This window comes from Pseudomonas sp. S10E 269, from assembly GCF_002798465.1.
GTDB lineage: Bacteria > Pseudomonadota > Gammaproteobacteria > Pseudomonadales > Pseudomonadaceae > Aquipseudomonas > Aquipseudomonas pergaminensis.
In genome coordinates this window covers 19,544-43,929 of sequence record NZ_PHIJ01000002.1, presented here as the reverse complement: position 1 = coordinate 43,929, position 24,386 = coordinate 19,544, and the positions used below count along the sequence as shown (strand labels likewise).

At 56.5% G+C, this 24,386-nt stretch carries 33 protein-coding genes; 17 read left to right on the top strand and 16 right to left on the bottom strand.

The genetic code is table 11. The annotated features are described in order from the left end of the window. Window positions 1–1,564: 1,564 nt before the first annotated feature. From CWC48_RS30085 to CWC48_RS30065, 5 genes are all read left to right on the top strand, one after another. Entirely contained in the window at window positions 1,565–2,071 is a 507-nt protein-coding gene (locus CWC48_RS30085) for a hypothetical protein (RefSeq protein WP_100520210.1), read from the top strand. Between the two features lie 67 nt (window positions 2,072–2,138). Continuing rightward, window positions 2,139–2,585, top strand: coding sequence for a hypothetical protein (locus tag CWC48_RS30080; RefSeq protein WP_100520211.1), 447 nt, complete (start codon window positions 2,139–2,141; stop codon window positions 2,583–2,585). Window positions 2,586–2,633: 48 nt separating this feature from the next. Further along, entirely contained in the window at window positions 2,634–2,999 is a 366-nt protein-coding gene (locus tag CWC48_RS30075; RefSeq protein WP_100520212.1) for a hypothetical protein, read from the top strand. Between the two features lie 137 nt (window positions 3,000–3,136). Beyond that, window positions 3,137–3,550, top strand: coding sequence for a hypothetical protein (locus CWC48_RS30070; RefSeq protein ID WP_100520213.1), 414 nt, complete (start codon window positions 3,137–3,139; stop codon window positions 3,548–3,550). A gap of 311 nt (window positions 3,551–3,861) precedes the next feature. Continuing rightward, window positions 3,862–4,557 (top strand): metallophosphoesterase, encoded by a 696-nt coding sequence (locus CWC48_RS30065; protein WP_100520224.1) that lies wholly within the window; start codon window positions 3,862–3,864, stop codon window positions 4,555–4,557. Window positions 4,558–4,561: 4 nt separating this feature from the next. Here the strand turns inward: CWC48_RS30065 and CWC48_RS30060 are convergent, their stop codons facing one another. Beyond that, complete coding sequence (locus CWC48_RS30060; protein WP_100520223.1) at window positions 4,562–4,996, bottom strand: hypothetical protein; 435 nt, start codon at window positions 4,994–4,996, stop codon at window positions 4,562–4,564. Window positions 4,997–5,038: 42 nt separating this feature from the next. Between CWC48_RS30060 and CWC48_RS30055 the strand changes: the two genes are divergently transcribed. The 5 genes from CWC48_RS30055 to CWC48_RS30040 all read left to right on the top strand — a co-directional run bounded on the left by CWC48_RS30055 (window position 5,039) and on the right by CWC48_RS30040 (window position 8,310). Then, window positions 5,039–5,923, top strand: a complete 885-nt coding sequence (locus CWC48_RS30055) for a hypothetical protein (protein ID WP_157806855.1) — start codon at window positions 5,039–5,041, stop codon at window positions 5,921–5,923. A gap of 66 nt (window positions 5,924–5,989) precedes the next feature. After that, window positions 5,990–6,211 carry a hypothetical protein gene (locus CWC48_RS30050; RefSeq protein WP_100520221.1) on the top strand — a complete coding sequence of 74 codons (222 nt, stop codon included), beginning with the start codon at window positions 5,990–5,992 and terminating at the stop codon, window positions 6,209–6,211. Between the two features lie 69 nt (window positions 6,212–6,280). Then, window positions 6,281–6,928 (top strand): hypothetical protein, encoded by a 648-nt coding sequence (locus tag CWC48_RS30305; protein ID WP_157806854.1) that lies wholly within the window; start codon window positions 6,281–6,283, stop codon window positions 6,926–6,928. Continuing rightward, window positions 6,921–7,721: a ParA family protein gene (locus CWC48_RS30045; RefSeq protein ID WP_157806853.1), complete on the top strand. Its 801-nt coding sequence runs from the start codon at window positions 6,921–6,923 to the stop codon at window positions 7,719–7,721. The genes CWC48_RS30305 and CWC48_RS30045 overlap by 8 nt, the downstream gene beginning before the upstream one ends. 1 nt (window position 7,722) lies before the next feature. Then, the gene (locus CWC48_RS30040) at window positions 7,723–8,310 is read left to right on the top strand and encodes a hypothetical protein (protein WP_100520219.1); all 588 of its coding nucleotides are present in this window, start codon (window positions 7,723–7,725) and stop codon (window positions 8,308–8,310) included. Between the two features lie 26 nt (window positions 8,311–8,336). Here the strand turns inward: CWC48_RS30040 and CWC48_RS30035 are convergent, their stop codons facing one another. From CWC48_RS30035 to CWC48_RS30025, 3 genes are all read right to left on the bottom strand, one after another. After that, window positions 8,337–8,681, bottom strand: a complete 345-nt coding sequence (locus CWC48_RS30035) for a hypothetical protein (RefSeq protein WP_100520218.1) — start codon at window positions 8,679–8,681, stop codon at window positions 8,337–8,339. A gap of 76 nt (window positions 8,682–8,757) precedes the next feature. Continuing rightward, window positions 8,758–9,579, bottom strand: a complete 822-nt coding sequence (locus tag CWC48_RS30030; protein WP_177409554.1) for an SH3 domain-containing protein — start codon at window positions 9,577–9,579, stop codon at window positions 8,758–8,760. 154 nt (window positions 9,580–9,733) lie between these two features. After that, window positions 9,734–10,624 carry a hypothetical protein gene (locus CWC48_RS30025; RefSeq protein ID WP_157806852.1) on the bottom strand — a complete coding sequence of 297 codons (891 nt, stop codon included), beginning with the start codon at window positions 10,622–10,624 and terminating at the stop codon, window positions 9,734–9,736. Between the two features lie 205 nt (window positions 10,625–10,829). On the opposite strand from CWC48_RS30025, the gene CWC48_RS30020 reads away from it, so the two are divergent. From CWC48_RS30020 to CWC48_RS30010, 3 genes are read left to right on the top strand one after another with little or no spacing between them, the layout of a single operon-like run. Next, complete coding sequence (locus CWC48_RS30020; protein WP_100492534.1) at window positions 10,830–11,258, top strand: hypothetical protein; 429 nt, start codon at window positions 10,830–10,832, stop codon at window positions 11,256–11,258. A 13-nt stretch (window positions 11,259–11,271) separates the two neighbouring features. After that, on the top strand, window positions 11,272–11,793 hold the full coding sequence (locus CWC48_RS30015; RefSeq protein WP_100492535.1) for a GNAT family N-acetyltransferase: 522 nt from the start codon (window positions 11,272–11,274) through the stop codon (window positions 11,791–11,793). 24 nt (window positions 11,794–11,817) lie between these two features. Continuing rightward, a complete protein-coding gene (locus tag CWC48_RS30010; RefSeq protein ID WP_100492536.1) occupies window positions 11,818–12,093 on the top strand; it encodes an antitoxin Xre/MbcA/ParS toxin-binding domain-containing protein in 276 nt (91 codons plus the stop codon). 87 nt (window positions 12,094–12,180) lie between these two features. Here CWC48_RS30010 and CWC48_RS30005 read toward each other — a convergent pair whose 3' ends face one another. The 4 genes from CWC48_RS30005 to CWC48_RS29990 form a co-directional block, all read right to left on the bottom strand. Next, the gene (locus CWC48_RS30005; protein WP_100492537.1) at window positions 12,181–12,405 is read right to left on the bottom strand and encodes a hypothetical protein; all 225 of its coding nucleotides are present in this window, start codon (window positions 12,403–12,405) and stop codon (window positions 12,181–12,183) included. Further along, window positions 12,402–12,974, bottom strand: coding sequence for a hypothetical protein (locus tag CWC48_RS30000; RefSeq protein WP_100492538.1), 573 nt, complete (start codon window positions 12,972–12,974; stop codon window positions 12,402–12,404). Before CWC48_RS30000 ends, CWC48_RS30005 begins: the two co-directional genes overlap by 4 nt. Then, window positions 12,967–13,146: a hypothetical protein gene (locus tag CWC48_RS29995; RefSeq protein ID WP_100492539.1), complete on the bottom strand. Its 180-nt coding sequence runs from the start codon at window positions 13,144–13,146 to the stop codon at window positions 12,967–12,969. Before CWC48_RS29995 ends, CWC48_RS30000 begins: the two co-directional genes overlap by 8 nt. Window positions 13,147–13,234: 88 nt before the next feature. Then, a complete protein-coding gene (locus CWC48_RS29990) occupies window positions 13,235–14,497 on the bottom strand; it encodes a Y-family DNA polymerase (protein WP_100492540.1) in 1,263 nt (420 codons plus the stop codon). Window positions 14,498–14,549: 52 nt separating this feature from the next. On the opposite strand from CWC48_RS29990, the gene CWC48_RS29985 reads away from it, so the two are divergent. The 3 genes from CWC48_RS29985 (at window position 14,550) to CWC48_RS29975 (ending at window position 16,254) form a co-directional block, all read left to right on the top strand. Then, on the top strand, window positions 14,550–14,984 hold the full coding sequence (locus CWC48_RS29985; RefSeq protein WP_100492541.1) for a LexA family transcriptional regulator: 435 nt from the start codon (window positions 14,550–14,552) through the stop codon (window positions 14,982–14,984). 50 nt (window positions 14,985–15,034) lie between these two features. Then, on the top strand, window positions 15,035–15,424 hold the full coding sequence (locus CWC48_RS29980) for a hypothetical protein (protein ID WP_157806836.1): 390 nt from the start codon (window positions 15,035–15,037) through the stop codon (window positions 15,422–15,424). An 80-nt stretch (window positions 15,425–15,504) separates the two neighbouring features. Beyond that, window positions 15,505–16,254, top strand: a complete 750-nt coding sequence (locus CWC48_RS29975; protein ID WP_100492543.1) for a metallophosphoesterase — start codon at window positions 15,505–15,507, stop codon at window positions 16,252–16,254. A gap of 99 nt (window positions 16,255–16,353) precedes the next feature. Here CWC48_RS29975 and CWC48_RS29970 read toward each other — a convergent pair whose 3' ends face one another. Genes CWC48_RS29970 through CWC48_RS29955 form a run of 4 tightly spaced genes read right to left on the bottom strand, consistent with a single transcriptional unit; the run spans window position 16,354 to window position 18,647 of the window. Beyond that, window positions 16,354–16,968 (bottom strand): hypothetical protein, encoded by a 615-nt coding sequence (locus CWC48_RS29970; RefSeq protein WP_157806837.1) that lies wholly within the window; start codon window positions 16,966–16,968, stop codon window positions 16,354–16,356. Beyond that, window positions 16,965–17,609, bottom strand: a complete 645-nt coding sequence (locus tag CWC48_RS29965) for a 3'-5' exonuclease (RefSeq protein ID WP_100492545.1) — start codon at window positions 17,607–17,609, stop codon at window positions 16,965–16,967. Before CWC48_RS29965 ends, CWC48_RS29970 begins: the two co-directional genes overlap by 4 nt. A 1-nt stretch (window position 17,610) precedes the next feature. Then, a complete protein-coding gene (locus tag CWC48_RS29960; RefSeq protein WP_100492546.1) occupies window positions 17,611–18,234 on the bottom strand; it encodes an HAD family hydrolase in 624 nt (207 codons plus the stop codon). After that, window positions 18,231–18,647: a hypothetical protein gene (locus tag CWC48_RS29955; protein ID WP_100520215.1), complete on the bottom strand. Its 417-nt coding sequence runs from the start codon at window positions 18,645–18,647 to the stop codon at window positions 18,231–18,233. Before CWC48_RS29955 ends, CWC48_RS29960 begins: the two co-directional genes overlap by 4 nt. A 215-nt stretch (window positions 18,648–18,862) precedes the next feature. On the opposite strand from CWC48_RS29955, the gene CWC48_RS29950 reads away from it, so the two are divergent. Beyond that, window positions 18,863–20,566: a LysM peptidoglycan-binding domain-containing protein gene (locus CWC48_RS29950; protein WP_157806838.1), complete on the top strand. Its 1,704-nt coding sequence runs from the start codon at window positions 18,863–18,865 to the stop codon at window positions 20,564–20,566. A 49-nt stretch (window positions 20,567–20,615) separates the two neighbouring features. Here CWC48_RS29950 and CWC48_RS29945 read toward each other — a convergent pair whose 3' ends face one another. The 4 genes from CWC48_RS29945 to CWC48_RS29930 all read right to left on the bottom strand — a co-directional run bounded on the left by CWC48_RS29945 (window position 20,616) and on the right by CWC48_RS29930 (window position 24,385). After that, complete coding sequence (locus CWC48_RS29945; protein WP_100492549.1) at window positions 20,616–21,077, bottom strand: hypothetical protein; 462 nt, start codon at window positions 21,075–21,077, stop codon at window positions 20,616–20,618. 61 nt (window positions 21,078–21,138) lie between these two features. Beyond that, complete coding sequence (locus CWC48_RS29940; RefSeq protein ID WP_100492550.1) at window positions 21,139–22,551, bottom strand: hypothetical protein; 1,413 nt, start codon at window positions 22,549–22,551, stop codon at window positions 21,139–21,141. Further along, window positions 22,548–22,805: a hypothetical protein gene (locus tag CWC48_RS29935; RefSeq protein WP_100492551.1), complete on the bottom strand. Its 258-nt coding sequence runs from the start codon at window positions 22,803–22,805 to the stop codon at window positions 22,548–22,550. The genes CWC48_RS29940 and CWC48_RS29935 overlap by 4 nt, the downstream gene beginning before the upstream one ends. A 59-nt stretch (window positions 22,806–22,864) precedes the next feature. Further along, the gene (locus CWC48_RS29930) at window positions 22,865–24,385 is read right to left on the bottom strand and encodes a hypothetical protein (protein WP_100492552.1); all 1,521 of its coding nucleotides are present in this window, start codon (window positions 24,383–24,385) and stop codon (window positions 22,865–22,867) included. Between the last annotated feature and the right edge of the window lies 1 nt (window position 24,386).

The following is a 24,386-nucleotide window of genomic DNA, read 5'->3' as shown; positions in this document are numbered from 1 at the left end:
CTGTGGGTTATTGGTGTGGATTGATGGCCTGGTTGTGCCCTGATGTTGGTCGACGCTCCCTGGTGCGATCAGTCTGCTTCCAGTCTCATGTAAATTAAAATAACTATTCTTTGTACTTGACTTGTAGTGTGCGCTCGCGCTACATTAACTGTGTGTGAAGTTGATTGCCTCCCCCGCAGACCCCGGTAGCGTGCCAGCTCCGGGGTTTTTTAATGTCCATGATTTGGCAATGCTTTGTGGCTGTAAAATTCATGTACGCATCAGCCGCCCCATAATGCCCTCAATGCTCGATGGCCATCACCAGGTGGAAAGCTCTCCCCTTCTCTCGCTCTCGATCCTCATCGATCGCGGCGAGCCTCCAGCACCATTGGCCGGGTGCTCCTGGTGACAACTCAATCTGTCGCGCCTTTATGCTTGGCTATCCTGCCGGCACTTTCTTGGTCAGGCTGGCCACCTCGAAAATCACCCTCTCATGAAGGCCCCTGCAAGCCCATCCTGATCGCGATGATCTTTGCCCCACCAACCCCCTGAAAATTCACCAGCCCTTCAGCCTGAGCTTTCCAGCCATGATCCTGGGCATGATTCTTTGGTGCGATCCCGCCAGAAATTCCACCCTGAAACACTCGGCCTGCAGCACCTGGTCATCAACACCTGGTCAGATCCGCGAGGTGATGGCCACCACCTCGGCCTCCCCAGAAAGCCCTGCAGCCCCAGCACCTCAAAAGCCTTATTTGATCTCAAGCCCCTGCCCTCCCTCGCCTTCGCTCGATCGGGGTCAGGGTGAGGCGCCCAGGCTTGTTCCGCCTTCGCTCCACCTGCTGGCCACCTCGAAGAGCACCAGGCTCCTCGCTTCACTCGTCGACCTGGCCAGGCGCTTTGCACCTGGTGAGGCACCTGGTCTACGCCTTCGCTCCGACCAGATCCGCCTCGGCATCGCGGCCTCACTCGCAGTCGCTCGCTCAGCTGCTCGCAGCGCCATGTGTTTCGCCTTCGCTCACACAGGCCCAGCTCACCCGCGACGCCTGCAGTTGTTTGAGATCAAGAGCCTTCGGCTTTGACCCCAAGTGCCGGCGCGGCCTCGCCCTTGCTTGCCTGCCGGCATGACCAGGCTGGCCCCGCTTCGCTGGCCAGCCTGGTCGACCCGAGGCACCGGGACTCCGCATTCGCTCCGCCCCTGGCCCCGGATCAGGTTTGGGGGCAAGAGCTTTCTCTTTGCGATCAACCCCTGGTGGCCCCCCACTCCCAGTCCTGATCTCAGGATCGAGGAGGCTCGGCCCCCGGCCCTGTGCATCACCCCTCTCGACCCGGCATGACCTGGTCTGAAGAGCGAAGAGCGATTTGGTTTGGGTTCAAAATCAAAAGCAAAAATCTTCCGGGGTTTCCGGGGTTTGTGTTCTTGCCTAAAAATTCAGGAGAAAAACTTTCGAATTTTTATGTGAAATTTCCTTTAAATTATTTAAAAGAAATTTGCAAATATTTATTGATCCGAATTTAGCACATTGGTATATTAGAAGTATGGAGAGACAAGAAAGTCCTTCATAATAATAAGAAGAGAGGCAATGCCATGAACACTTTCAACACCCAAACCTCCGCCATTTCGAACGAAGAAATTCAGGCTGGTATCAACGCCATGCTCATCGAACTTCGCGATGAAGCTCGCGCCCTGAATGTAAGGGTTGGTAAATACTTGGAAGAATCTCGCCACGTTTCGCTGGCGCTGATCGATGAAGTAAAAACCCTGCGCGCCGAGGTGCTGAGTGAATCAGAGTTCGCTCTGCGCAACCGTTTCCTGGAGTGGGAGTCACCCGTTCTCCAGACCCTGGTGGCCCGCATCCGCAAAGGTGGGTTCGAGGTTCACACTCGTGGCCAGAGCGCCGGCAACAACGGCGTGTACCGCGTCTACTTCTACAAGCCTGACGACTTCGCCAAGCTTTCTCAGCGCAACAACCCTGCCCTGGCTGTAAGCGACTTTGGCGTGCGCTACATGAAGGGCAAGTGGTTCTGCCCTTCGACTGAGAGCGAGATGCTGCTCGAAGGCCTGCGCGACTTCATCAAGGAACAAGGGCTGTAAGGCCATCAGGGGCAAGGATGCCTCGCTTCACAACCCACCACTAACTAGAAGACCAAAGGTGACCGACATGAGCAATTCAAAACCCAACATAGGCTTTCTGGCTGACCTTGATGGTGCCTTGGTCACGATGATGATTGATGCGTGCAAGGCTATGGCGCTTCGCCAGAAGTGGCCAAAAACAGTCGATGAGTATCTAGAATGGTCAGGCGATGACAGCATGTACACCCTCAATCACAAGCAGTGCTGTCCTGAGGATTGTATCGACGAAATGGTGCGCGATGATTTCGATCAGTATTCGCCCAAGGATGCGGCTTTCTTTGTGCGAGTAATCCAGTGCCATAAAACACTGCACCACATCTCGAAAGAGTTTGGTCTGGAGGCTCACAGCGTAGCGCTGGCGACCCTTTATGACGTCATTCAGTTGATTGGCCTGCCTGCTCTCTATCAGACCCTGGAAGACTCTGGGCAAAACTACTTTCGCGACAGGCGATTCGCAGCTGATCTGGGCTTGTAACCCTGCAATACCCACCACCAACAACAAAAAAAAACAAAGGTGACCAACATGACCACGTTCCCAATCCTCACTCCTGCTGACCTCGCCTCGATCCCGGTGCGTCAGTTCCTGCTCTACCGCCACGGCCTTGCTACTCCTGACCTGGTCAGGGACGAGCGCGGTGTTCCCAGGATCGCCACCAGGTGCGAGTGCTGCGATGCCGTCTGCAGCTCTTCGATGCTGCGCCTGACGCTCGATGAGCAGCATGCCCGCACCCTGACGCACCTGTGCCACTCCATGGGTCTGCAGGACTACCTGCGCGAGGCCAAGCGCATGTCGAACCTGCTTATGCGCCGTCACACGCTTCAGGAAGCCATGGAGATCCTGGGCGACCCGACCGCCAGGGCGGAGCTGCTCGCTCCTACCAGGCACTGATCTGATCGGCCTGGGGAGGCACGACAATGATCACAGTGAAAAAACTCAGCCCCCGGAGAGTTTCAGTCCGGGCCCCGGAGTGGCTGGCACCGCTCCTGGTACAGGCAATTCCTGGAGCAACGCCGGCTGGCGCCGGCATGCACCTGGTGCCCGCGAGGGCATGCGTGCTGGAGCAGCTCGACCAGCTGGTGCTGATGGCCAGCCCCGTCGACCAGGCTCACCCCGACCTCGATCGGAGGCTGCGCTTGGCTCGCCGGCACGAGCAGCTGGTGCACGTGATGCCCAGCCCGCTGACTCCCGGCCTCGCTCCGCCCTCGATCCCGTCGCTCCCGCGAGCTCCAGGATTGGCCCCCGCGCCTGGCCGGGGTGAGTTCAGCCTGCAGGAGCTCGTGGGGATTCAGCAGTACCTGGACGGCGTCAGAGCGATCGGCGCCCGCCTGGCCAACCTCGACCTGGCCGCGATCGAGGCCGAGATCCTGGAGCACCAGGAACGGGCCTGGTACCGCTTCGCCGCGCAGCGGGGCTTGTCGACCGCGACCACCCTCCATTGAGCCACCAGGAACGCCCAGCAGGCCCTTCAGCCCGCTGGCGCTCCCATTCAATCCCCAAACCCCAAACACCCCTCAGAAACGCAAACAACCACGCTCCCGGCCCCGCAGGGGTGCCAGTGTCGGACAACATTCAGCAAAAAATTCGCTCGCTCGCTCGCCCGCGCAGCGGGTTTGATCGCAAAAGCCGGCGGTGCCTGCTGCATTGGTGTCGTACATGAAATATAGTTGTACGCCGTACACCGTTATAAGAGCGGCAGAGCAGCCGCCCGCTTCGCGGTCGAAGGTGCGATTCCCCCATCTGCGGAGGCAGCATGATCTGGTTTGCTGGAGACCCCCACGGTCGTTTTGAGCACATCATTCGAGCAGTAAAGGCTGACCCGCCTGCTGCAGTGGTGCTGCTTGGCGACATGGAGTGCAGCCTTCCCCTGGAGCGGATATTGAGCCCAATCCTTGACCTCACAGAGGTCTGGTTCATCCCTGGGAATCATGACTGTGATGAGCAGAGGTACTGGGACAACCTGGTCAACTCAGGATTGTGTCATCGGAATCTGCATGGCCAGGTGGCCATGATCGATGGTCTGCGGGTGGCTGGTCTGGGAGGCACGTTCGAGCAGGCGGTCTGGCTGCCTGGCTATACGGCTGGAAGTGGCCATCAAAACTACCAGGCAATGGTCGAGAGTTTCGCTGCTCGCAATGAGAGCGCTGAGATCTTTGACTCTCGCTGCCTGCGGTACCGAGCAAGCATCTTTCCTGACGACTACTTCGCTTTGGCCATGGAGAGTGCCGACATCCTGGTGACTCACCAGGCGCCGAGCTTCCATGACTACGGATACCCTGAGATCAACGAGCTTGCTGAGTTCATGGGGGTGCAGCACCTGTTCCATGGTCATTACCATGAGGATCTCAGGTACCAGGCCAGCCTGAAAGAATCCGGCTTTGATGGGTACAGCGTAGGGTTCAGGTCGATCGTGGATCTGACCGGCAGAGTGATCTACCGGCCAGAGTAGGTGCCTAGAACGGGATCATCCCTTCGTGAGCTGAGCGCACTGCCTCAGCGCGCTGAACCGACGTGACAGCCCGTTTCCCCTGTTCGACCTCCAGGCCCTTGAAGCTGTCGATCATGTCCTGCACCCATCCGTCGGTCATCTCTTCAAGGGTGAACAGGCGCTCCGTACCAGCCTTGCTGAAGATCTCGTCGACCCGGTCGATATGCTCTTGCCCGTAGACCAGAACAGTCTTGCCCTGCAGGTTGGAGTTCAGCATGAAGGCAGCACCTGGGATCTCGCAGCCGAATTCGAGCTCTGCGTCAGCAAGCTTCTGATCAGCAGCGCGCACCAAAAACCGCATTGAGTCATAGGGGCGCAGCACGGCAAGGTCAAACAGGAACTGGCTGCCAGGCTGGACGTAGAGATACGTGAATGGGTTTCCGTCAGGAAAATTGCTCATGCCGATGCTCCGTGGCAGTCTTGGGTTTTTAGTTTCACATGCTTGACATTAAACTTCAAGTACATTGACGGTGAATTTTTGATTTACACAAATAACCGAGACGAACAATTCGTCCTGGTCAGCCGCGATGGCGTTGAACTGTATGTGCGCGAAGATGATATCCCCGGTGGTGTCGATTGTGCCCAGGCTTTCGTGGATGGCCTTATGCAGCTGGAGCTGCACGAGATGCTCGATGACCTGCTCACAAGCCGGCACGACGGCGGCTACTCGGCTACGTCCGAGCCAGAGAGCTTCCTCGACGAGTTCTTCCTATCCGGTAAGGAGAAGTACGGATCGCGCTTGCGGTTCGACTACTTCGAGATCGAGCGCCTCCAGGATGGCGACCCTCGCCAGGGCACGCTTGCGATCAACTTCTCAAGGCGCTGGCTGAAAGGCAGCAGGGAGACCCCAGCAGAGCTCTCGATCGCTATCGAGCTGCGCTACCCCTCTGTCGCCCTGTACATGCCCAGGGCATACCCCTCGCCCTGGCTGATGGAGTTCTTCCGCGAGCTTGAGGCCTGTGACGATAGCTTTGATGCGATCCAAGTGGCATTCAATTATTCGGAAACCGAAGATACGGTCTGGCGCGTTGGCCTGCCCAAGCGAGACTACGAAGAAATCTCCATGACTTCGTGCATGGGTACGCTGTTTCTGCAGAATTGCTTCACCGAATCCCACTTGAACTACTTCAAGAAAATTCGCAAAGCCGATGAGGTCGGTCAGGAAGTAGAGAAATTCAGCTGGGGAAACCAGTTAAATCCAGTGAGCATTGCCATTGAAATTCAAGAAAGCCAGAGCCTGATTCCTCACCTCTGGTTTAAAGAGCGCATGGAAATTCTTGGTGAGGCTGCACAAGATATTTCTTTTGCTGGAGATTTAGGTCTTTAAAAGAAAATGTTTGCACCACCCCTTTCTCCATTCGTAAAATAAAATCATGGAAAAGAGGATATAAAAATGAAAACAGAATCCAACATCCTTTCACTCGAAAATTTCTTTGAGCATTTCAGCGTTGTGGTTGATGTGATCAAGAACCAGCAGGATCAGATCAACTCTCTCCAGGATGCCATCCAGGCACTCACTCGCGAGAACGAAGCCCTGCGTGACAAGGACGCTTCGCTTGATCGCAAGATCGACCAAGCCATAGACGATGTGAGCCACCTCACTTACATGCGCTGAATCCCCAAGAAACCTTGTTGATCTATCATCTGTGCTGCTAAAATTAATGTACAACGTAAGGGACATTAAATGCACGAGATCAACTGGTTTCCAGCTATTCGTCCAGCAGGGTTTACTCCCACTGCTGATGACGCGCTGCGGCCCCTCTCCTGCATCACTGGCTGGGGTCATCACTCCCGCCGCCTTACCAATCGAATCGCTTCCCTCAATCGAGCTTCTGCTGAACACGCAACCGTCATCGGTGTAGCCGCGATGCTCGATGGGATCTACTGCGCTATTGCGTATGTTCAAGCAGGTTCGCCGGCAACTGCCGAGCACCTGGCCAAAGCCCTGGAGGCTTTCCGCTCCAGATGCCTCACCACTTGCGAGATCTGCGGCAAGCCGGCCAGGCCATTGGTTGTTGGTGGCGTTCGTTGCCCTGGGCACGAGCACCCGAACTTCCGTCATGAGGCCGTGTTTGATCCCCGCCAGATCGCCCGGTACCGGCGCTCCTGGATGGTCTGTGCTGAGGCAAACTTTACAGGGCGCTTGATGAAACATGGTCAATGGCCTGCAATCCCAGTGTACGATCACGCCGGCGCGTGTTACGTACGCGCAAATGATGCGCCACCAGGCCAAAGGCAGATGTTCTTTGAAGCCCTGGTAGACGATGGATTCAAGCCCGAAATGCTCGGCAATAGCTGGGTTTTTCGCATTTATGGAGCACAACATGACTAAGCCGGTTGTCGTTGCTGTCGCAAACCGCAAAGGAGGTGTTGGTAAGTCCGCAACAGCTGAGTCGATCGCCCTGATCCTCGCTGAGCTGGCCCCTACCCTGATTATCGACCTCGATCAGCAAGGCACTGTCTCTTCGATCCTGTGCCCTGAGCACAAGGACGAAAACACTTCGGCGTCCCTCTACAAGAAGCCGGCGTTTCTCTCAGCTTATCCAGCCACTCAGCGTGCTGCCCTGGATACAGCTGATCGCGTGATGATCGAAAATCTGCATGTGTCGACCGCCAACAAAGAGCTGGAGGGCATCCAAAAGATGGCCACGGGGATCTCGATCTTCGGGCTGCAGAAGGCTATCTCTGCGATCAAAGACGAATACAAGTACATCGTCATCGACTGCCCGCCAAACGGCTCGGACGCTCAGTCTATGGCCCTGATGGTTGCCGACTACCTGCTTGTCCCTGTCACGCACGACATGAGCAGTATGGAAGGCGCTGATGAGCTCTTCACTGACCTCAACGTGGTGATCGAGAACAGAGACTCGGCCCCTACCATCGGGATCTTCCTGAACATTGTTTCGCACCAATCCCGCTCTGCATATGCAATTGCCCGGACAGTCGTTGAGCAGAAATACCCGCAGTACCTCCTAGATATCGAGGTGCCGCACCAGGGCACAGCAGCGACTGCTCGCTCCGCATATTTCACGACAGCAGCATACGCAAAGCTTTCTGGCCGCAAGTCGAAGCCAGTCGAAGCCCTGAAAGAAATCGTTCAAAAACTAAAAATTACTGGTGAATAAAATGGCCAAGAAACCTGCAATGGTTGTACCCGATTCTTTACTCAACAAGCGTGTAGAGATCAAAGCTCCTGAAGCTGCCACCGAAGAAAAACCTTCGATGTCTGAAGCTGAGCTGATCGATCTGCGTACGATCAACGTTTTCACACTGCGCGTGAACGATGACTTCCGCAATGACCTGAACGCCATTAAGGGTGACCTGGCCGCGTTCCGCTTTACTGCTGTTGAGTGCGTGCGTCACATAGCCTTGCACACCGTCCTGACCCCAGTGGATCAGCGATTCGCTATGGCCACGGCGGTTTACAAAGAAAGCGAAGGCCTGAAGAAGAGCAGCACGACCTTCGGCTTCAACAAATTCACCAAACTCAAGCTCGAAGAGTGCCTGGCTGAGCTCACTTCTTACAGCAAGCAGAAGGTCAACATGAACCTCAAGTTCGATGTGACTGGCCTGCTCACACAAGCGGTATACAACTTCGCCATGCTGAGCCGTGACGACAAGGTCAAGGCCATCAAAGAAGTGAAGGCGCAGTACGGTGACATGCTTCACTACCTCACACCGGCCCAGGCCGAGGCTGCTAAGCAACTGCTGTAACGAAAAAGGGGCCTTGCGGCCCCCTTTCATATCTCCTCGATCTTCACTCCGTCCTCGCCGTCCTCAGCCAGCCATGCTTTCACATCCTTGTTCGGGTTTTTGCCCTCATGGACTTCGCCGGTCTTGATCCGGGTAAAGCGTCGAATTGAGCGCACGATCTGTTTTCGACCCTGCTGCGCTGGTTCCGATGCCAGGCCGCGAGCAACCATCAGATCTGCGTCGGTAACCTGGTACTCGGCCATCAATGCAGCAAGCTTCTCCTTGAACTCCTCGATCCGCTGGACAGCCTTGTCTTCTTTCAGCTTGTTGAATTTAGCCATCGCGGCTTGAAGTTCGGCTTCTGCCCTTTGAAATTCTGCGTATTTTGACATCGAAAATTCTCCTTTAGATTTCAGGCTATCATAAAAAAACCCCGCAAAGCGGGGTCTTTATTGGCCACAAAATTTCTTAGGAGTTTGCAGCCCAGCTTCCGAACACCGGCTTGCAGCTGGTGGTGTTTGCAGTCTGGGTTTGGCCATTGGCGTCTTTCAGGTCGGCCTTGAGCTCGCGGCACGTGCTGGACGAAACAGCCGGGGTCTCGACGACTTTCTGTGCCAGCGGGTTTGCTTCGACATCCTCGATCTTGGCCAGGGCCAAGGGATTACTGGTGATCGGGGCATTGGCCTTGGCGACAGCCTTTGCAGGCGCACTGGCTTGCTTCTTCGGCGTCGATGGCAGTGCTGCATACTCAGCCACTGGCATCACGAGCTGCTTGTGGATGTAGCCAATCTGAACGCCCTTGCGACCGACCAGCACCCACTCACCAGCCTGACCGATCGCGTTGAACTGAACACCTGGTTGCAGGCCAGTGATCTTCTCGCCATTCAGGCGCGGCGCAGCGCGAACATTCGCGCTTTTCAGGGTGACGTAGGGCTGATTGATCATGCTCATGTTGCTCACCGGCTCGATCGACGCCAGGCGCTTCACTGTGACGTTTTCGGTCTTGCTGTAGGCCTTGCCGACTGTGATGTTGGCAGTTGCCCCGCTGTGCGAAGAGCGCCAGGTGGTGGTCGAGCCCGCCTTGCCATTGTCCAGGGCGTGTCGAGTGGCAGCTTCCAGCTCAGCTTGATCAGACTCATCGAGCGACTTGCCGATCATGTTGCCGGCGACACCCCCGAGGACGGAGCCGACCAGGACTGCCGCGATCTTTCCGCTGCCTTTCCCGAACAGACTGCCTACAGCAGCTCCTGCACCGGCACCGAGCATGGTGCCCATGTTTTGCTTGTTCATGTTCGCGCAGCCCGAGGTCACGGACAGGGCGATGGCCAGGGCCAGGGTGGTCAGAGTTTTAGCGGTTTTCATGCTGCTGCACCTACGTTGAGTTGAACTGTAGGAGAAATTTACGACGTACTTGAAATAACGTCAAGCACTGCGTACATGAAAATTACTTGCCTAGAGAAATGACGCCGGCTGCAGAGGCTCTCAGCTGGCTCCAGCGCTCCATATCCGCTCGCAGTGCAGCCCTGTACCTGGCGTCCTGGATCAGCTTTTCTTGCAGCAGTAGAAGATCAGTTGGGCAGTCACCAGCCTTGCTGCAGATCTCTGGCATGACCATGGCCACATGGGGTGCTTCAACCCATCGCTTGTCTTTCTTCGCGTCGTCCAGCTCGTACTTGAAGCCGTACCGGGAAGCTTCGGAGATGAAGCCGCTGTCGAATGAGAGAGCCCGCTGCATAGCCGTTGGTAGAGATTCTGCGTAGACCGTATCGATCACCCCATACTTCAAGTCACCACCGATCTCCTCTGCCAAATCCTGGACTTTTCTCTGCCGCTCGCGCTGAGTTTTGAGCAAGAACTGCTGGCCACAGTGAGTTAGCTCATGGATCACCACGGAGCTCTTGAAGAGATCGCTGTTGTCGTGGAAATGCTCTGTGAAGACGAGTGCGCAAGCGTTCGTGTTCGGCAGTCTCACGGAGTACGCGATGACCTTTCCGTTACTTGCCTGCTCTTCCCGGAGGCGTGCCTTTTCGATCGTTGCCACTGCTCCCCAGCTGACACCCAGGGCACCTGAGATCTCCTTGCCATAGCCATTGAGGTCATCCAGATAGCGTTTCGAATCCCTGGAGTCGAAGATGAAAACAGGGGCTCCAACACCAAGCTTTGACGCTATTGTGTTGACGTAAAAGCCTGCAGTGTCAGGCTTGTAGAGCGATGACTGCTGGCCACGGACGTCAAAGAACTCAGGTTTCAGGGCCAGGCCAGCAAGCACAAGCAGCAGCGGTAAGCTCACTACCAAGATGGCGAGCCATTTCAGGGTCGATTTCAGGCGGTTCATGGTCTGATCCTCAATGTACATGAAATTAAATGTACGACCATGTTTGCGATTGGTCAAGCACTGCGTACTTTGCGCTATATTGACAGTGTAAATTTATATGGTATATGGGCAGTGAATGCTGCCGCGAGAGGCCGTCCGCAGGCACCTATGACGAGATTCGATGTCAAGAGTTTTGTGATAGAATTGCCCCAAACGAGGTGATCACATGAATGAAAAGACGAAGTCCCACAAACCAACCGCCAAAGGCCAGCCCCTACTCAGGGAAGCTGGGAGCGGTCGTTTTGTGACGCTCGCATTTTCGGGTGATCCAGCGCAGTTCGAGCAGATCGAAAAGCCCGTCAACAACCGGGTAAAGGTGAAGGTGTTTCACCGTCTGGGCGGTAAGTCGCTCAGGATTCACACCGTGCGCTCTGACAAGCTCTCGATGAACTCCATGCAGAAGCAGATCCAGGAGTTGCAAGAGCATGTCCAGGCACTGCTTGATCATGACGCTGAGCGCGCCCAGGAGGCTGTTGTAGTCGACTTGGTCGACCTGGAAGGCCTGACAGTCATGAACTCGGATGTCGCCCGCGAGATGCTCGACAACCCTCCTCCGCCGAACGCCAAACTCCAGGCCTTGCTCGCACTTCGATAAGTAAGGCTGGTAAATGGAATTCAGCACCATCCCCTTCGACAAGTCGGTAGACCGCAAGGCTTTTGATTGCGGTCTTCACCCTGCCCTCAACACGTACATCGCTCAGCAGGCTGGCCAGGACGAAAAGCGCAACGTCTCCCGCACGTTCATGCTCGTCGAAGACGGCCAGCTTGTCGGCTATTACACGCTGGCCAACGCCTCGGTCGTCGAATCTGATCTCAGCGAAGAGCAGATGAAGAAGATGCCCCGGTACCCAATGCCGGCAGTGCTGCTGAGCCGTCTCGCTGTCGACAAGAGCCAGCAAGGCAAAGGAGTCGGCAAGCGACTAATGGCCGATTTCTTCCGTCGCGTGTATGCCATCTCCAAGCACTCCGGCGCAGCTTTCATCATCGTCGATGCAAAAGACGAGGCCGCAGCTGCGTACTACATAAGCCTTGAGTTCGTTGAAACAAAGACCAGCCCGCTGCGCCTGGCCCTCTCTACAGGCACTATCATTCAAGGCTTCAAAGCCCTTGAGGCTCAGCAAGCCCTGTAGCCGTAGTCGCCCTGGAGGTGCCGCGTGATCACTTCTGACAAGCCCGAGATCCTTGCACCTTGCACATCCCTGCAGCTTGGCTGCTGGAGTGCTGAGCACTGCTGCTTTACCAGCAGATTCAGGCAGATTGAGCGGCTCACCGTGGATGTGCTTGGTGATCGAGAGGTCGCCCAGGAATGGTTGCTGAAGCCCTTGCGCGGTCACAGCAATCAACCGCCATGCTGCCTGATCTACACCCGAGCTGGATATGATGCGGTCTTTACCTTGCTGATGCGTCTGCAGCATGGAATGTGCTGCTAGCAGCTCCCAGGAACCCTCAAGCCAAAAAGCCCAGCAAGCCTGACTGCTTTGCAGTCAAACCCACCAGGCTCTCTTCAACAGGGTCTTTCAGAACAGGTCGGGACTGATCGCTAGGGCGGTCTCAGCTGGGCCAGCATAGTCGCTGTCAGCAGACAGTTTCTCGCCGTACTCGGCGTTGAACGTGTCCTTCAGCGGCGCGATCGTGACCGCCTCCAGCGTGCGCACATCGCTAAAGCCGTGGTCGACCTGTTGGACGATCTTGGTTGCTGGGTCGTGCTGTTGCAGCAGCTTGATGAGGTCGCCTACGTTCATGGGAGCTTCCAGGGCTTGAGGGGTTTATCGCCAGGGCGTTTGGCGAGATGCGCGTCGATCACAACATTGGCGAAGTTTCGCAGCTCTTCGCCGGAAAGTGGATCGGCTCGATGGATGTGCGCGGGTCGCATGATTCGACCGCCATCCTGCCCGATCCAATCAAGCAGCATGAAGTGTGTGCCATCGACTTCGTTGAGGGGCCTCAGGATGCTCCAGGTCTGTGTGTTGCAAGCGTAAAAGCCTGCGTACAAGGCCAGCGCCTGGCGGAGCTCTTCGGTCTGCCGGCCCTCCTCGGTGGCCAGGTCGAACATCTTGATAGCCTCGGCCACGGCCACCCAGTACTCAGGGAAAGCTTTATGCAGGTCGGCGACCTGCCCGGTCTTGCTGACCATCTCACGCAGGAATTCGGCGCCGATCGCGCATGTCATGCGTGGGCCGTGCTCCAGGGACATCGAGTAGATCCAGAACCTGGTTGGGTTGGTGGCAATGCCCTCGACGTTAGGCTTCCAGCCGGCAAGCTCCAAGGTCTTGCTGAGTTTCTTGCTGCGCTGCTTGCTGATGTCATCCATGAGATTTTTCCAAATCTGCAATGAGGAGATCCGTTAGTGAGCTTGCCATGTTGCTGCCAATAGGCCCCGTCGTCATGCAGCTTTCAAGTTCCTCATTGCTAAATTTAATGCAGGTGAGCACTTCGAGCTTTTGGTCTGGCTGAGGCTCGTTTGCATTGGCTTTTCTGGGCATGGCAGCTCTCCGTGATTAAGTACATTTAATTTAATGTACATTGCACTTCATTGCAACCCTGGCTTACGCCCTGCTCAAAAACGACGCCCTATCTCACCTGCAGGAGATCCTCAAGCCTGGTAGTGAAATGAGGGCTAGGAAACTGAGCTCGCATCTTCCATGCCGGATCTGCCACCACCCTGGCTGTGTGCAGCGTGTTGCGACCAAAGCGCTTGTTGATCGTGTCCAGGGCTTCCATAGCCCTGCTCTGCTGCTCAGCTGTCTCGGCGCATGCAAACAGGTCTGCAGGGGTTTGTGAGGTGTGCTCCAGGTGTGTGAATACGATCCCTACGCGGCAGTAATCCCGGTCAGGGACGAAAGCCCCCTCCAGGGCCATGCAAGCAGCCTCAACCAAGATCCTGGTGTCATCGCTGGCCACCGCGAGCTTCACACCCACCTGGCCGTGGTGAGCGGGCCCGGAGTCATGCGGTGAAGTGCTGAGCGACACGCTCATGGCTTTGCACCTGGCACCTTGAGCCCGGAGCTTTTCGGCGCAGCGCGACGTGTAGGTGGCCAAGGCCTGCTGCAGCAGGTGCAGCTCTCTCACGCGGCACCCGAACATCTTTGAGCTGCCGATCATCTTTGAGGGCTCGGGACTGAGCTCCAGATCAAAGCATTGCTCGCCATCGAGCTCGCGGGATGTGCGAACCATTACGACCCCGTATTGATCCTGCAGCACGCCGCGATCGGCCCTGGACAGCCCTAGAGCAGTCTCAATCCCCAGGTCGGTCTTCAGTCGCTCCGAGAGCTTGCGACCGACCCCCCAGACTTCGTCGATCGGCGTGTGTGCGAGCAGCAGCTGCTGCCGGTCACGTGCCACCAGGTCGAGCACGCCGGCAGCCCGAGGCGAGTTCTTTGCGCGCCAGTTGGCCACCTTGCTCAAGGTCTTGGTTGTAGAGATCCCGATGCCCACAGGCATGCTGTGCCGCTGCCATAGCATGGCCTTCAGGCGCCGGCAGAACCCATCAACATCAGGCACCCCGGAGAGGTCTACAAAGCACTCGTCGACACTGTAAATTTCCTGGGAGACCACCTCGCTGGCTATCGTGCGCATGACGCGGTCACTTATGTCGCCGTACAAGGCGTAGTTGCTGCTGAAGTAAACGACGCCGAGCTCGTCGTACCGCTTTCTGTTGAGATGGAACACCTCCCCCATCTTTATGCCCAGCAGCTTGGCTTCCTTTGATCTGGCCACGACCGCCCCGTCGTTGTTGCTCAAAACGACCACTGGCCGGCCCCTCAGGCGCGGGTCAAAAATCTGATGGCAGCTGCAGTAAAAGCTGTTGCAGTCGATCAAGCCGATGACTTGCATGGCTCAAACCTCGAAATACTGTAATTATATACAGCATAAGAGGAGTCCATACATGCCTTCGTTCATACAACCCATCAAACTTGCTCCGTCGACCACCCTGCTCCCGCTGTACGGCGTGAAAATCCCTGCGGGCTTCCCATCTCCCGCCCAGGACTTCATTGAGCCCTCAATCAGCCTGGACGAACTCATGTCGATCCGTGCGCCGCACGTGTATTTGATGCGCTGCTGCGGCATGAGCATGCGCGATGCCGGCATCCTGGATGGTGACATCCTGGTAGTTGATCGAGCAGCTGTCGCAATGCCAGGCGATGTCGTCGTTGCGTCGTTTAACAACGATCCGATCGTCAAGCACGTGGAGGTTAATCAGGGGGTGATCGTTGCCTTGCGGTCTGCAAACCCTGAATACCCGGACATCGAGCCAAGGGAGGGGGATGTCGTAGAAATATGGGGAGTCGTGACTTCAAGCGTCCGGCTGCACCGACGCTAGCTGCTGTGAAAAAGCTTGGTGGTATACCTCATTTTCAGGAGGTGAACAGATTGTTGAGCCTAATCCTCATCGGGGATACTGAGATCAAGACAACAAGAGGAGTAAATCCCATGCACACCCAGACCCTGAAAACCCCCGAGCAGTACGCCAAAATCGCCCAGGATTACGCGGACACTGACCTTGAAATCTCTCGCCGGCACTTTGAAAAATCTCTGCAATTTCTGACTGATGGCGAGCCACATACCCGGCGCCGTGGCATCAAGCATCCGATCATGATCGGGGTGTACTTGAACGACGATTTCATTTACATGATCGACAAATTCACTGAGTGGGCAAAGGCTTCCGGTCGCCTCAATCCATATGCCAAGCGGCAAGATTTCATCCGCAAGGGCATCATCGAGCTGATGCTCAAAGAGCTTGATGAGAGCACCATCGCCTAACACCAAGCCTCCCAAATTGGCCCTCCCAACGCACATCACATCTCATGTACGATGAGCATTGAAATCAAGAGGGCCTGCACATGCGCATCCACATTCTTTCCGATCTTCACAACGAGTTTGAGCAGTACCAGCCTGCCCAGGTGGAAGCCGATGTGGTGATCCTGGCCGGCGATATCGACCTGCGAGAGCGTGGTGTGAAGTGGGCTGCAGACGCCTTCCCCAGCATCAAGCACATCATCTACACACCTGGTAATCACGAGTTCTACGGCGGCTCGCTTGGCCACACCCTCAACAAGATGCGCGCTGCTGCAGGCCGCGTTCATGTGCTCGATCTCGACGAGCTAGTGATCGAAGGCGTGAGGTTTCTTGGCGCTACGTCGTTCACAAACTATCGCGTCACTGGCAATCCAGCGGCTGCAGCTCGGGTTGCTCAGATGCAGATGACCGACTTTAAAAAGATTCGTAACGAGCGCTTCGGGCGCGTGCATCCCAGCGACTTCATCAGCATCGCTGACCAAAGCCATGCCTGGCTCGCAGCGAAGCTGCAGGAGGCCTTCCAGGGCCCCACAGTGGTTATCACCCACCATGCACCTGCCTTAGTTTGCCTGCAGCATGGCGGCACCTATGGAAGTGAGCTTGACGGGTCTTACAGCAACGACTGGAATGATCTGCTCGATAGCAAAGCTGACCTGTGGGTATACGGCCACACTCACGAAAGCGTTGACTTTCAGATCGGCTCAACAAGGATCGTGAGTAATCAGCGGGGCTATCCTGGTGAGCAAGCCGGGTTTCAGCCTGACATGGTTGTGACATTGGAGTATGTGAAGTGATGGAGCTTGCAAAGGTAAAAAAGCCAGGATCGTGTAAACCTGTTTTTTGACGTGTAAAGCACGTCGATTTACAAGTCAAAAAACAGGTTTACAAGCCTGCTACCTGGCTTCCAAGAATGCCCTGTCTGCTTCCTCGATCGAATCAGGGGCTATCGAAACATCTCGACCATGCAAATCAGCTTTGATCGACAGCAGCGTCAGCCCGAGCGGATCTTCCATTAACGCCCATTCGCGATCCGGGTTGAGGGAATCATGCTTGCTCAGCAGGCTACTAGCGAGCGTGTAGATCGAGTAGCCAAGCGCCGTGGCCATCGAGAGCAACTCTTGCCAGAGCCCCCAGCTCATGCCAGTCCGCGTGATCAGCACATGACCTTCGTTCAGCAGCTGTATCAGCATCAGCTGGCCAACGTGGAGCCTCCCATCCGTGCCTCTGGCACCACGCCAAAGCTCGGGATCTGCTTTGCGCCGGCACACGAAGTGGATCACTGGCAGCATCCCAATATCTGCTCCTGGGCAGATCTGCACCTGTGCCCAGAACACCACGCTTTTGCTTTCAGTGTGGATCAGGCCAACACCGTACTGCGAGTCGTCAGCAGAGCTGCGAATGAGGCGATTCCCCCTTTGCGGGCTAAACCCACCCAAACCATAGTCTGCTGCCCCCGAGTACGTCACCAGGCGCTCAAAAAGCGCTTGCTCATGCACCAGGTGGCTCATGCTGCTGTCAGCATCCGCTGAACAACAGAGGCCAAATTCCGGGCGTCATCAATGCCCCGGTGATGAGTGCCAAGCCACTGCAATCCCAATGCCCCTGCAGCGGACTTGAGCCCCATTGCGCGGCAGGCATAGACCTTTGCGTGCCAGCGCTTCAAGCTCGCATGAGCAGAAGGATCGAGCATTGCTTCGCAGCCGAGCCTCTCGGCGTCCGCGAGGAGCTGCTTGCGATCGTAGTCACCCCAGGAGCACCACTGAACACCCTCCTCGACGTACGGAGCCAGGAACGCCCGTAGCTGGCCAGCAACTTCGACATACCCAGAAGCACCGTCGATGTCGGCCTGCTCGATGGTGGTCAACTGACTGCAGAACGTGGTCAGCCGTGGATGCAGGACTGGCTTCACAAAGCTACCGAACTCCCCTACCAGCTGGCCACCAGCCTGGAGGTCGATCAGGACGGCACCGACCTCGATCGTTTCCATCTCGTCGCGTGGCACCTGCAGCTGATACAGATCTCTCTCATGCTCGATCAGGCCCTCGGGAAAGTCGTCGCAGGTGGCTTCCAAGTCAACGCACAGCAAGTACCTGGCCCCACTGACCCACTGCTGCAGTGCAGCAAGCCGGGTTGGCTTTTTCACTTCCATGTCAGCTCCGGTTCTGCTCGATCAAGTGTCGTGCGAAGGTGGCCAGGTCACTGCAATCGCCCTGCCCCTCCCGCCCGAGGTAAAAGCCTTTGATACCAAAGCTGGCAGGCCCATCACGATCGCAGCGCTGGCTGTCGCCGATCATTGCGCAGTCGGATAGGTCGAGGCTCATCTGATCGACCGTAGCTTGGTAGATGGCCTTCTCTGGCTTCATGGCACCCACTTCAAAGCTCAGGCCATAAGCGTCGAGGTCAGGTAGGAGGCGATCTACAGCTGCCCCGTAGGGCTTTGCGAGGTTGCTGCACACCGAGACCTTGATGCCGGCTTCGCGCAGCAGTTGCAGGGCTTCCAGGCCATCTGGGTAGGCCTTGATGCTGACCAGCTCTGCTTTGAGTGATTGTTCAAGCACCTGGAGCTGTTGGGCTTCCAGGGTGATCCCGAAATGCTTGGCAGCCCCCTTGAGATCGAGGTGCCGGCTCATTAGCGTGCGGATGTCATCTGCCTGCGGACGTCGGCCCTGGGCGATGCCAAGCTTGAGGATCTGCCTGAAGGGGTGAGTCGGCTGCTGGATCTGCAACAGAGTGCCAAAGGCATCGAAAATCACACCGCGAATGCGCTGGGTCATAGTCCTAGATCTCCGCTTACGAAAGCGTCTCTGATTGCGCCGCTGCAGTGCTGGAGGTCTTCGCGCTTGACGATTCCCAGCTTCACGAGTGCTGTTGCACCCTGGATTGTCTCGATGCCCTGGTAGTCCTTCAGTGACCAGGTGCTGATCTCCTGAGTGAAGATGTGATCCGCCTCAACTGAAGTGCACTTGACTGCTTCGACCTTGCCAAGCCTGGGGTTTTCGTTCCGATCGTTCTCGTCGACAACCAGCAGATAGCCCTCCTCCCCCCTGATAACGTGCGCAGAGGGCCGCAGCTGAAAGTGGCTGCGCAGCAGATCCAGGGGGAAACCCTTGCCCCTGACGGCGATCGCCGCTTCGATGAGCTCCGGCTTGCACAAATACAGGTACTGCCATTCCGTTTCGTCAGCCATGACACACCTCGGATGTACGATAGACTTGAAATTTAATGTACACATACGCGAGTGTCAATATTTGCCTAAATCCCCACCGAAATTTGGCATTCCTAGATTTATCAGGTAGATAAATTTTCGTTGTATACCTCAACTTTCTACTTGCGGAAGATTTATCAGCTTAATGCTCATAGTCGATACTTAAATTGCCAAACAAAAACAAAAGGGGAATGGCAATGAGCATCGAAAATAAAACTGAAAACCTGAACACCAAAAGCATCAATGATCAGCTGATGGCCTTGATGGTTCTTCAGGAAGCTGAGGATCGGAACGAGCTTGATCCGATTCTCGCAACTATCAGCGAGACGATGGATAAAGACGGCAGCGCACCGTTTCATCTGGTCAACAGCGTTTTCTCTCCAGCATCGATTGCAGAAATCAAAACTGCTTACGGTGATATCTGGAAGGAAATCTTCGAAAGCATCGAAGCAAAAAACAAAGAGCAAGGCGATACGCTAACTGCTGCCGGATACAGCGATGAAGAGCGCGAAAACTTTTCGCCTGAGCTTCAAGATCACTTCAACATTGTTCGTGAATTTGAGGGTCGATTCCCCACTGCAGACAACCAGAATCGCGGCGTTGTGGTTCGACTCTGGGACAGCAAAGATCAGCTTTTCGATGCTCTGTCTTCGCCTGGCGGCAAGAAAGCCCTGGAAGCCGCAAGCTGGGCCCTGTCGTTTGCCACCGGCACGGTAGTGACGAAGCTGGCCTTCCGTGGAGCTGGCCACATCGCCTCAGCCTTGGCCAACAACGAAGCCGTGCAGGACTTTGGAGTCAAGATGCAAGGTCGCATCGGCAACTTCCTGGAGCGTGCCGGCGTGCCTACCGGAGTGATCTCGGCGCGCTTCGCCGGCATGAAGGAAAACGCCAAGGCAGTGATCGGCTCACCAGCCTTCCAGCGCTATGGCAAGCCGACGCTGGCCCTGGCCGGTATCGCCATGGCTGCGTTGATGCTTGGCGAGGTCAATCACGACAAGATCGTAGACTTCGCACAGACCGGCATCACCAAGGCCACTGACCTGGCCAACGCCGGCATCGACATGGGTGGTCAGGGTCTGGAATACGCTTCCAGCGGTCTCGCCGCAGGTGCAGACGCAGTCAAACACGGAGTGGATGTTGGGCTCAGCGCTGTAAGCAGCGGTTTCGACACGGCAGTTGCCTCGGCGCACGAGCTGGGCTCGCAAGGGGCTGATCTGGCCGTCAGGAGCTTCGAGAATGCCAGCGAGCATGTTTCTCACCTCGGCAGCGCAATTGCAGGCATGGCCGTTGATGGCTACAACACCGCCACGGCGGCTGTCAGTGATGCTGTCGACGGTGTAACCGTCGCGGTGACCGATGGTGTTCACCAGGCGCGTGAATCACTGGCAGGTGGGCTCCACAGCCTTGCCGGCCAGATCGAGCCGGATACGCAGGCTTACGCCGCTGCTACTGGCACTGATGAGTTGCCAGCACCTGCCGCTCCAGAAGCCCCTGAGGCCCCTGTGGTGGCTCCAGCAGCCCCAGAAGTCGCCACTGTCACCGTGGCGAAAGGCGACTCCTTGTGGAAGATCGCACAGGCACAGTTCGAAGCGAATGGCATAGACCCAAGCAACGCGCAGATCCAGGCTGCAGCAAAGGATTTGTACGAAGCAAACCGCGAGGTTATCGGCACTGATCCAAATCGCATCTTCCCCGGCCAAGACCTGAAGATCGATCCTGCAGTGTTCGGCGCTGAGCCAGTAGCTCATGCTGTTGAGGCAGCCCCGGTTGCCCCGGCAGGCATCCATGGCCAAGTGGCCAGCCTGGCTTCGGGCGGCGAGCTGAAGACGAGCAGCTGGACTTCTGTGCTTGCAAACCTGGCTCGCGACAAGCAGCAAGCTGACCTTTCCCCTTCGATCTAATCAGGGGCAGCAAAAAAGGGGGGCTTCGGCCCCCCTTTCGTGTTGCTGCTTATGGAATGAATCGAGCCCCGTCTGCAACGAATCGATGACGCGCTCCGGGCGAGCAGTCGATCGAGAATTTGTCTGTCACCAGCCTGTACTTGCCGGCACTGACAATCACCAGATCGAGCTTCCGTGCGATGTGAGAGGCCAGGAACATCTGGCTTGCCGGAAAGTAAAAAGTCGACTCCTGGAACGGAGAAAGCCTGAGATATTCAAGCCGGCTCAGGCGGGATGCCAGCTTCGCAACCTCAAGCAGCCGATCTTCTGAAAGCAGGGGGTTACTGTCATCCTTGTCGACAAAAAAGTACGGGTAAACATCGGGCTCCCCGCGAGCGTTCAAGGCAGCAATGGCATGCCACAGCTGCTCCTGAATAACCTCGACTTCTGCTTGCTCGCGGCGAAGTAGGATGCCCCCTTCTGTGGCGTCCTTGAGCTCGAAGTACTTGTTAAAAGCCACCGCTGTATCCATTGCCTGCTCCCGTTGTCCGAGATAGGAATGTACGGCGTACATGAGGAGAAATCAACGGGGCTCAAAGGCCTAGGTCAACTCCAAGCACAACGTCGTGAAAGCGCGGCGGGAGCTGCTGAATCTGGACAGCTTTCAGCTTGATGATCGCAGCCAGCCGCTGGATCTCAGTGCGCTTTTTGAGTGTTGGCAGGACAGCATCGAGCACTTGCGGATAACGCTCGATGAGGTTCGCAGCGCGCTTGCCGTTCCCATTGCCACCGTCTGTCAGATAAGCGCCAAGGGCTGCAGCAGCTGAAGCTTCGCCGTCGAGCAGATCGATGGCATTCAGGCCATGGAGTGCTGGGTGCCAGACACCTTTCTGCAGCATTTCGTTGAGCTTGTCTGCTGCCGGCGCCCAGTCGATGACCAGGTCAGTCCAGGCCAGCTGCCTGGTGCCGAGCCGATCCACATGCAATGCACTGCAGATGCTTGGGTCAATAGAGTGAAGGCGCTTGATGATCGGCCCCTGCTGATCGTAATCGCTCCCCTCCCGGTGAACCACAGCCTCGGCCAGAGCGTGCAAGGCATAGTCGCTCTCCCCTTCAAACGTGCCGTGCGGGACGCCAAGCAAGTGTTCTATCCGGAAGCCCTCAATGTCCCAGTGGCCTGGAAAAGCAGACAGGAAGTGGGCAACCCGCACTTCAGTGACAGCCTTGGTGATTCCCGCGTCAACGTTCGGAAAGCACAACTCAAGAACGGCAGGCAGCACGCTTCGCATGTAGGTCACGATGGCTTCAACGCTATGCCCCTGCAGATGCCACAGGAAGGCGTAGCGATTGCTCATCGCCTTGATGAGCTCATGCTTCCATCCGAAAATCATGGCCTGCTTGTCTTTCCGTCGCTCACTGGCTTCCCAATCCGTAAACCAGGTGATGGCTTTGGCCATGTCTGATGTGGTTGTACCGAAGCTGAAGATCGCCCTGGAGATGCCGAATGGCATGAAGTCGAGGCTGTCTTCGACATTGGAATGCAAAGTCGCGCAAGCGCGAAGAGTGACGATCTCTACTGCTCGCTCAGCCTCATAGCCAGCGTACCGCGTGTAAGCCTCATCAGGATTCGCGTACCAGTCGTGAATACCGCTTTCTACAGCCCTGGCGGCAGCCGTGAGTACCAGGGCCTGCCAGTCGACACCCGGCTCCAGGTTGACCAGGAGAGGAACGTCGAGCGTCAGCAGGGCCTTGGCCGCGTCGAAGGGCGGGCTGTAACGCTGAGTCGATTCGTGATCCAACTGGCCATCCTTTGCCATTGCTCCGATGAGCAGCAAGTGAGCCAGGCCGCGTTTGCGCAAGTTCCGGTACTCGCTGCGCGAGAACGCCAAGTCTTCCAGTGGCTGACCTTCGTACAGCTTTTTGCCAAGGCGTTTGAGGTACGACTGTGTCTTGGGCTGCAGGTCGGCCAGGTCGAACAGGAAGGGCCAGCTTTGTGGGTTCTTCATACCAGGTGTCTCGCAATGATTGCTGCAAGGGCGCAGAGGCTGATGATTTTGGTTGCGTCAGTAAGCTCTTCCAGCAGCAGGCAGGCCTTTTCGTAAGTCGCCAGTGCTGGCTCCAAAGCACGCTGCTGAGCAGGGCTCAGCCGGTTGCTCATCAGGAAGTTCGACGCGGGCATTTCAATGCTGACCAGCCCAGCTCGCTCAAGAGCACGGAGATGTTTGATTTCGCGGATGCTTTTGAGGAGCTGGTTGATCATGGAATTGCCTTAGTCGTCGGGAAGGAAGAGTCCGTGGACTCCGCTTGTCTCAGGTTTCTTTACTGACGCACGGACTTTTTTGGGTCTTGCCCCTGCTGCTGATCTTTCTTCTGCTGCTCCTCCTTGGCCTTGGCGATCGCTTCGGCAGCTTCTTTGGCTTTGGCCTGAATCTGACCCAGCTTGCTGAGTGCATGCTGGTTTTTTTCAGGCATTACGACGACCTTGGCGCCCTGTTCGCGAGCTTGGGCATGCTGGCTGCGCATGTAGTCAGTCGTGCTAAGAGAGAGGTCGCCTGTTTTGGCCGCCGAAGGGGCCTGCTGCTGTGGGCTCTGCTGCTTCTGCTGTTCGAATTGTTCGGTCATCTTTTGCGCATCCTTGGAGAGCGGGTTGGCAGTCAGTCGAGCATTGATGTTGCTCATTTCTGCCTTGAATTCGTCTTGCTTGCGGCTAGCCATGCGAATCGTTTCTTGGGAGCCCATAACTTCCCCGCCAGTGCGCACTCGACCCCAGGAGTCAGCTTGGAAAGCCGCATGGTTCAAGGCGTACTGATTCTGAGTTTTGGCCAGATCAGCAGACTGCTCCTTCAGGTTTTTCATGGCTGACTCAAGGGCTTTGCCCTGGTCATCAAACTTGGCCTTGCCGGCAGCCAGAGCAGGATCTTTTTTGATGTCGTCCTGGCTCATACCTTCGGTCTGCTTCAGGAATTGCTCGCGGCTCTTGAGGAGTTCACGCACCTGCTCTTCAGTTTTGCTGACACCGTGTTTCTGCTTTTGAATATTGCGCTGCAGCTCGTGCTGGGCACTTTCGTGACGCGACCAGCGATCGCTGATGCCCTCACTGCCCCAGGCATTGGAGGTGAAGCGCTGAGGATTCAGAGGCTCAGGTTTTGCTGATTGGGCCTGGTTCTGTTGAGTCGACTCAGCGCGCTGCTCCGAAGTCTCGGCGCGGCGAACCTGCTGCTCTTGTGCAAGCTGTACGAGCGCTGGTCGTGGAGCGAAGCCGAACGACTGGGCTTGGCCTTGCTGGTTAGGCACGACTACTACCGTGGCTTGACCTGGAGCCGACACCGCCACAGCTTTTTGAACGCCGTCCTGGGTCAGGCCGGAATGCCCCTGCAGGAAGGCCTGCGGCTCATTGCTGTAGTCATCAAATGCACTCGCGAACTGCTTCTGAGTCAGCTGAGCAGTGGCGACGATCTCCACCTGAGTGACCTCAGCCTGGCCGGTTTCAAAAGCAGCCCCCTGCTTGCTGAATTGAAGCGAGTCGTCGTCGTGCTTGATGGTCGAGAAGGCGGCATTAACTTTGTCGCCGACCTCGAATTTCTGCTGTGCAATTTCAGCGAGGTCTGGGCGATCCCACTCCTGAACAGCGCTCTGGAACAGGTCGCGATCGAGACTCTGCTCGCCCTGCTCCTGGCGAATCAGGTCAGCCTGGCGTGCAGCTTCCTGCTGCTGAGTCTGGTCACGGAAGAACTGCTGCTCGCGCTCCTGGTCGGCCTGGAAAAGCTCCTGGCGATGCTCCTCCTGCTGCTCGAAGATCTGCTGGGTTTGCTTCTGCTGGTCGTTGTTGAAGTCGGTCATC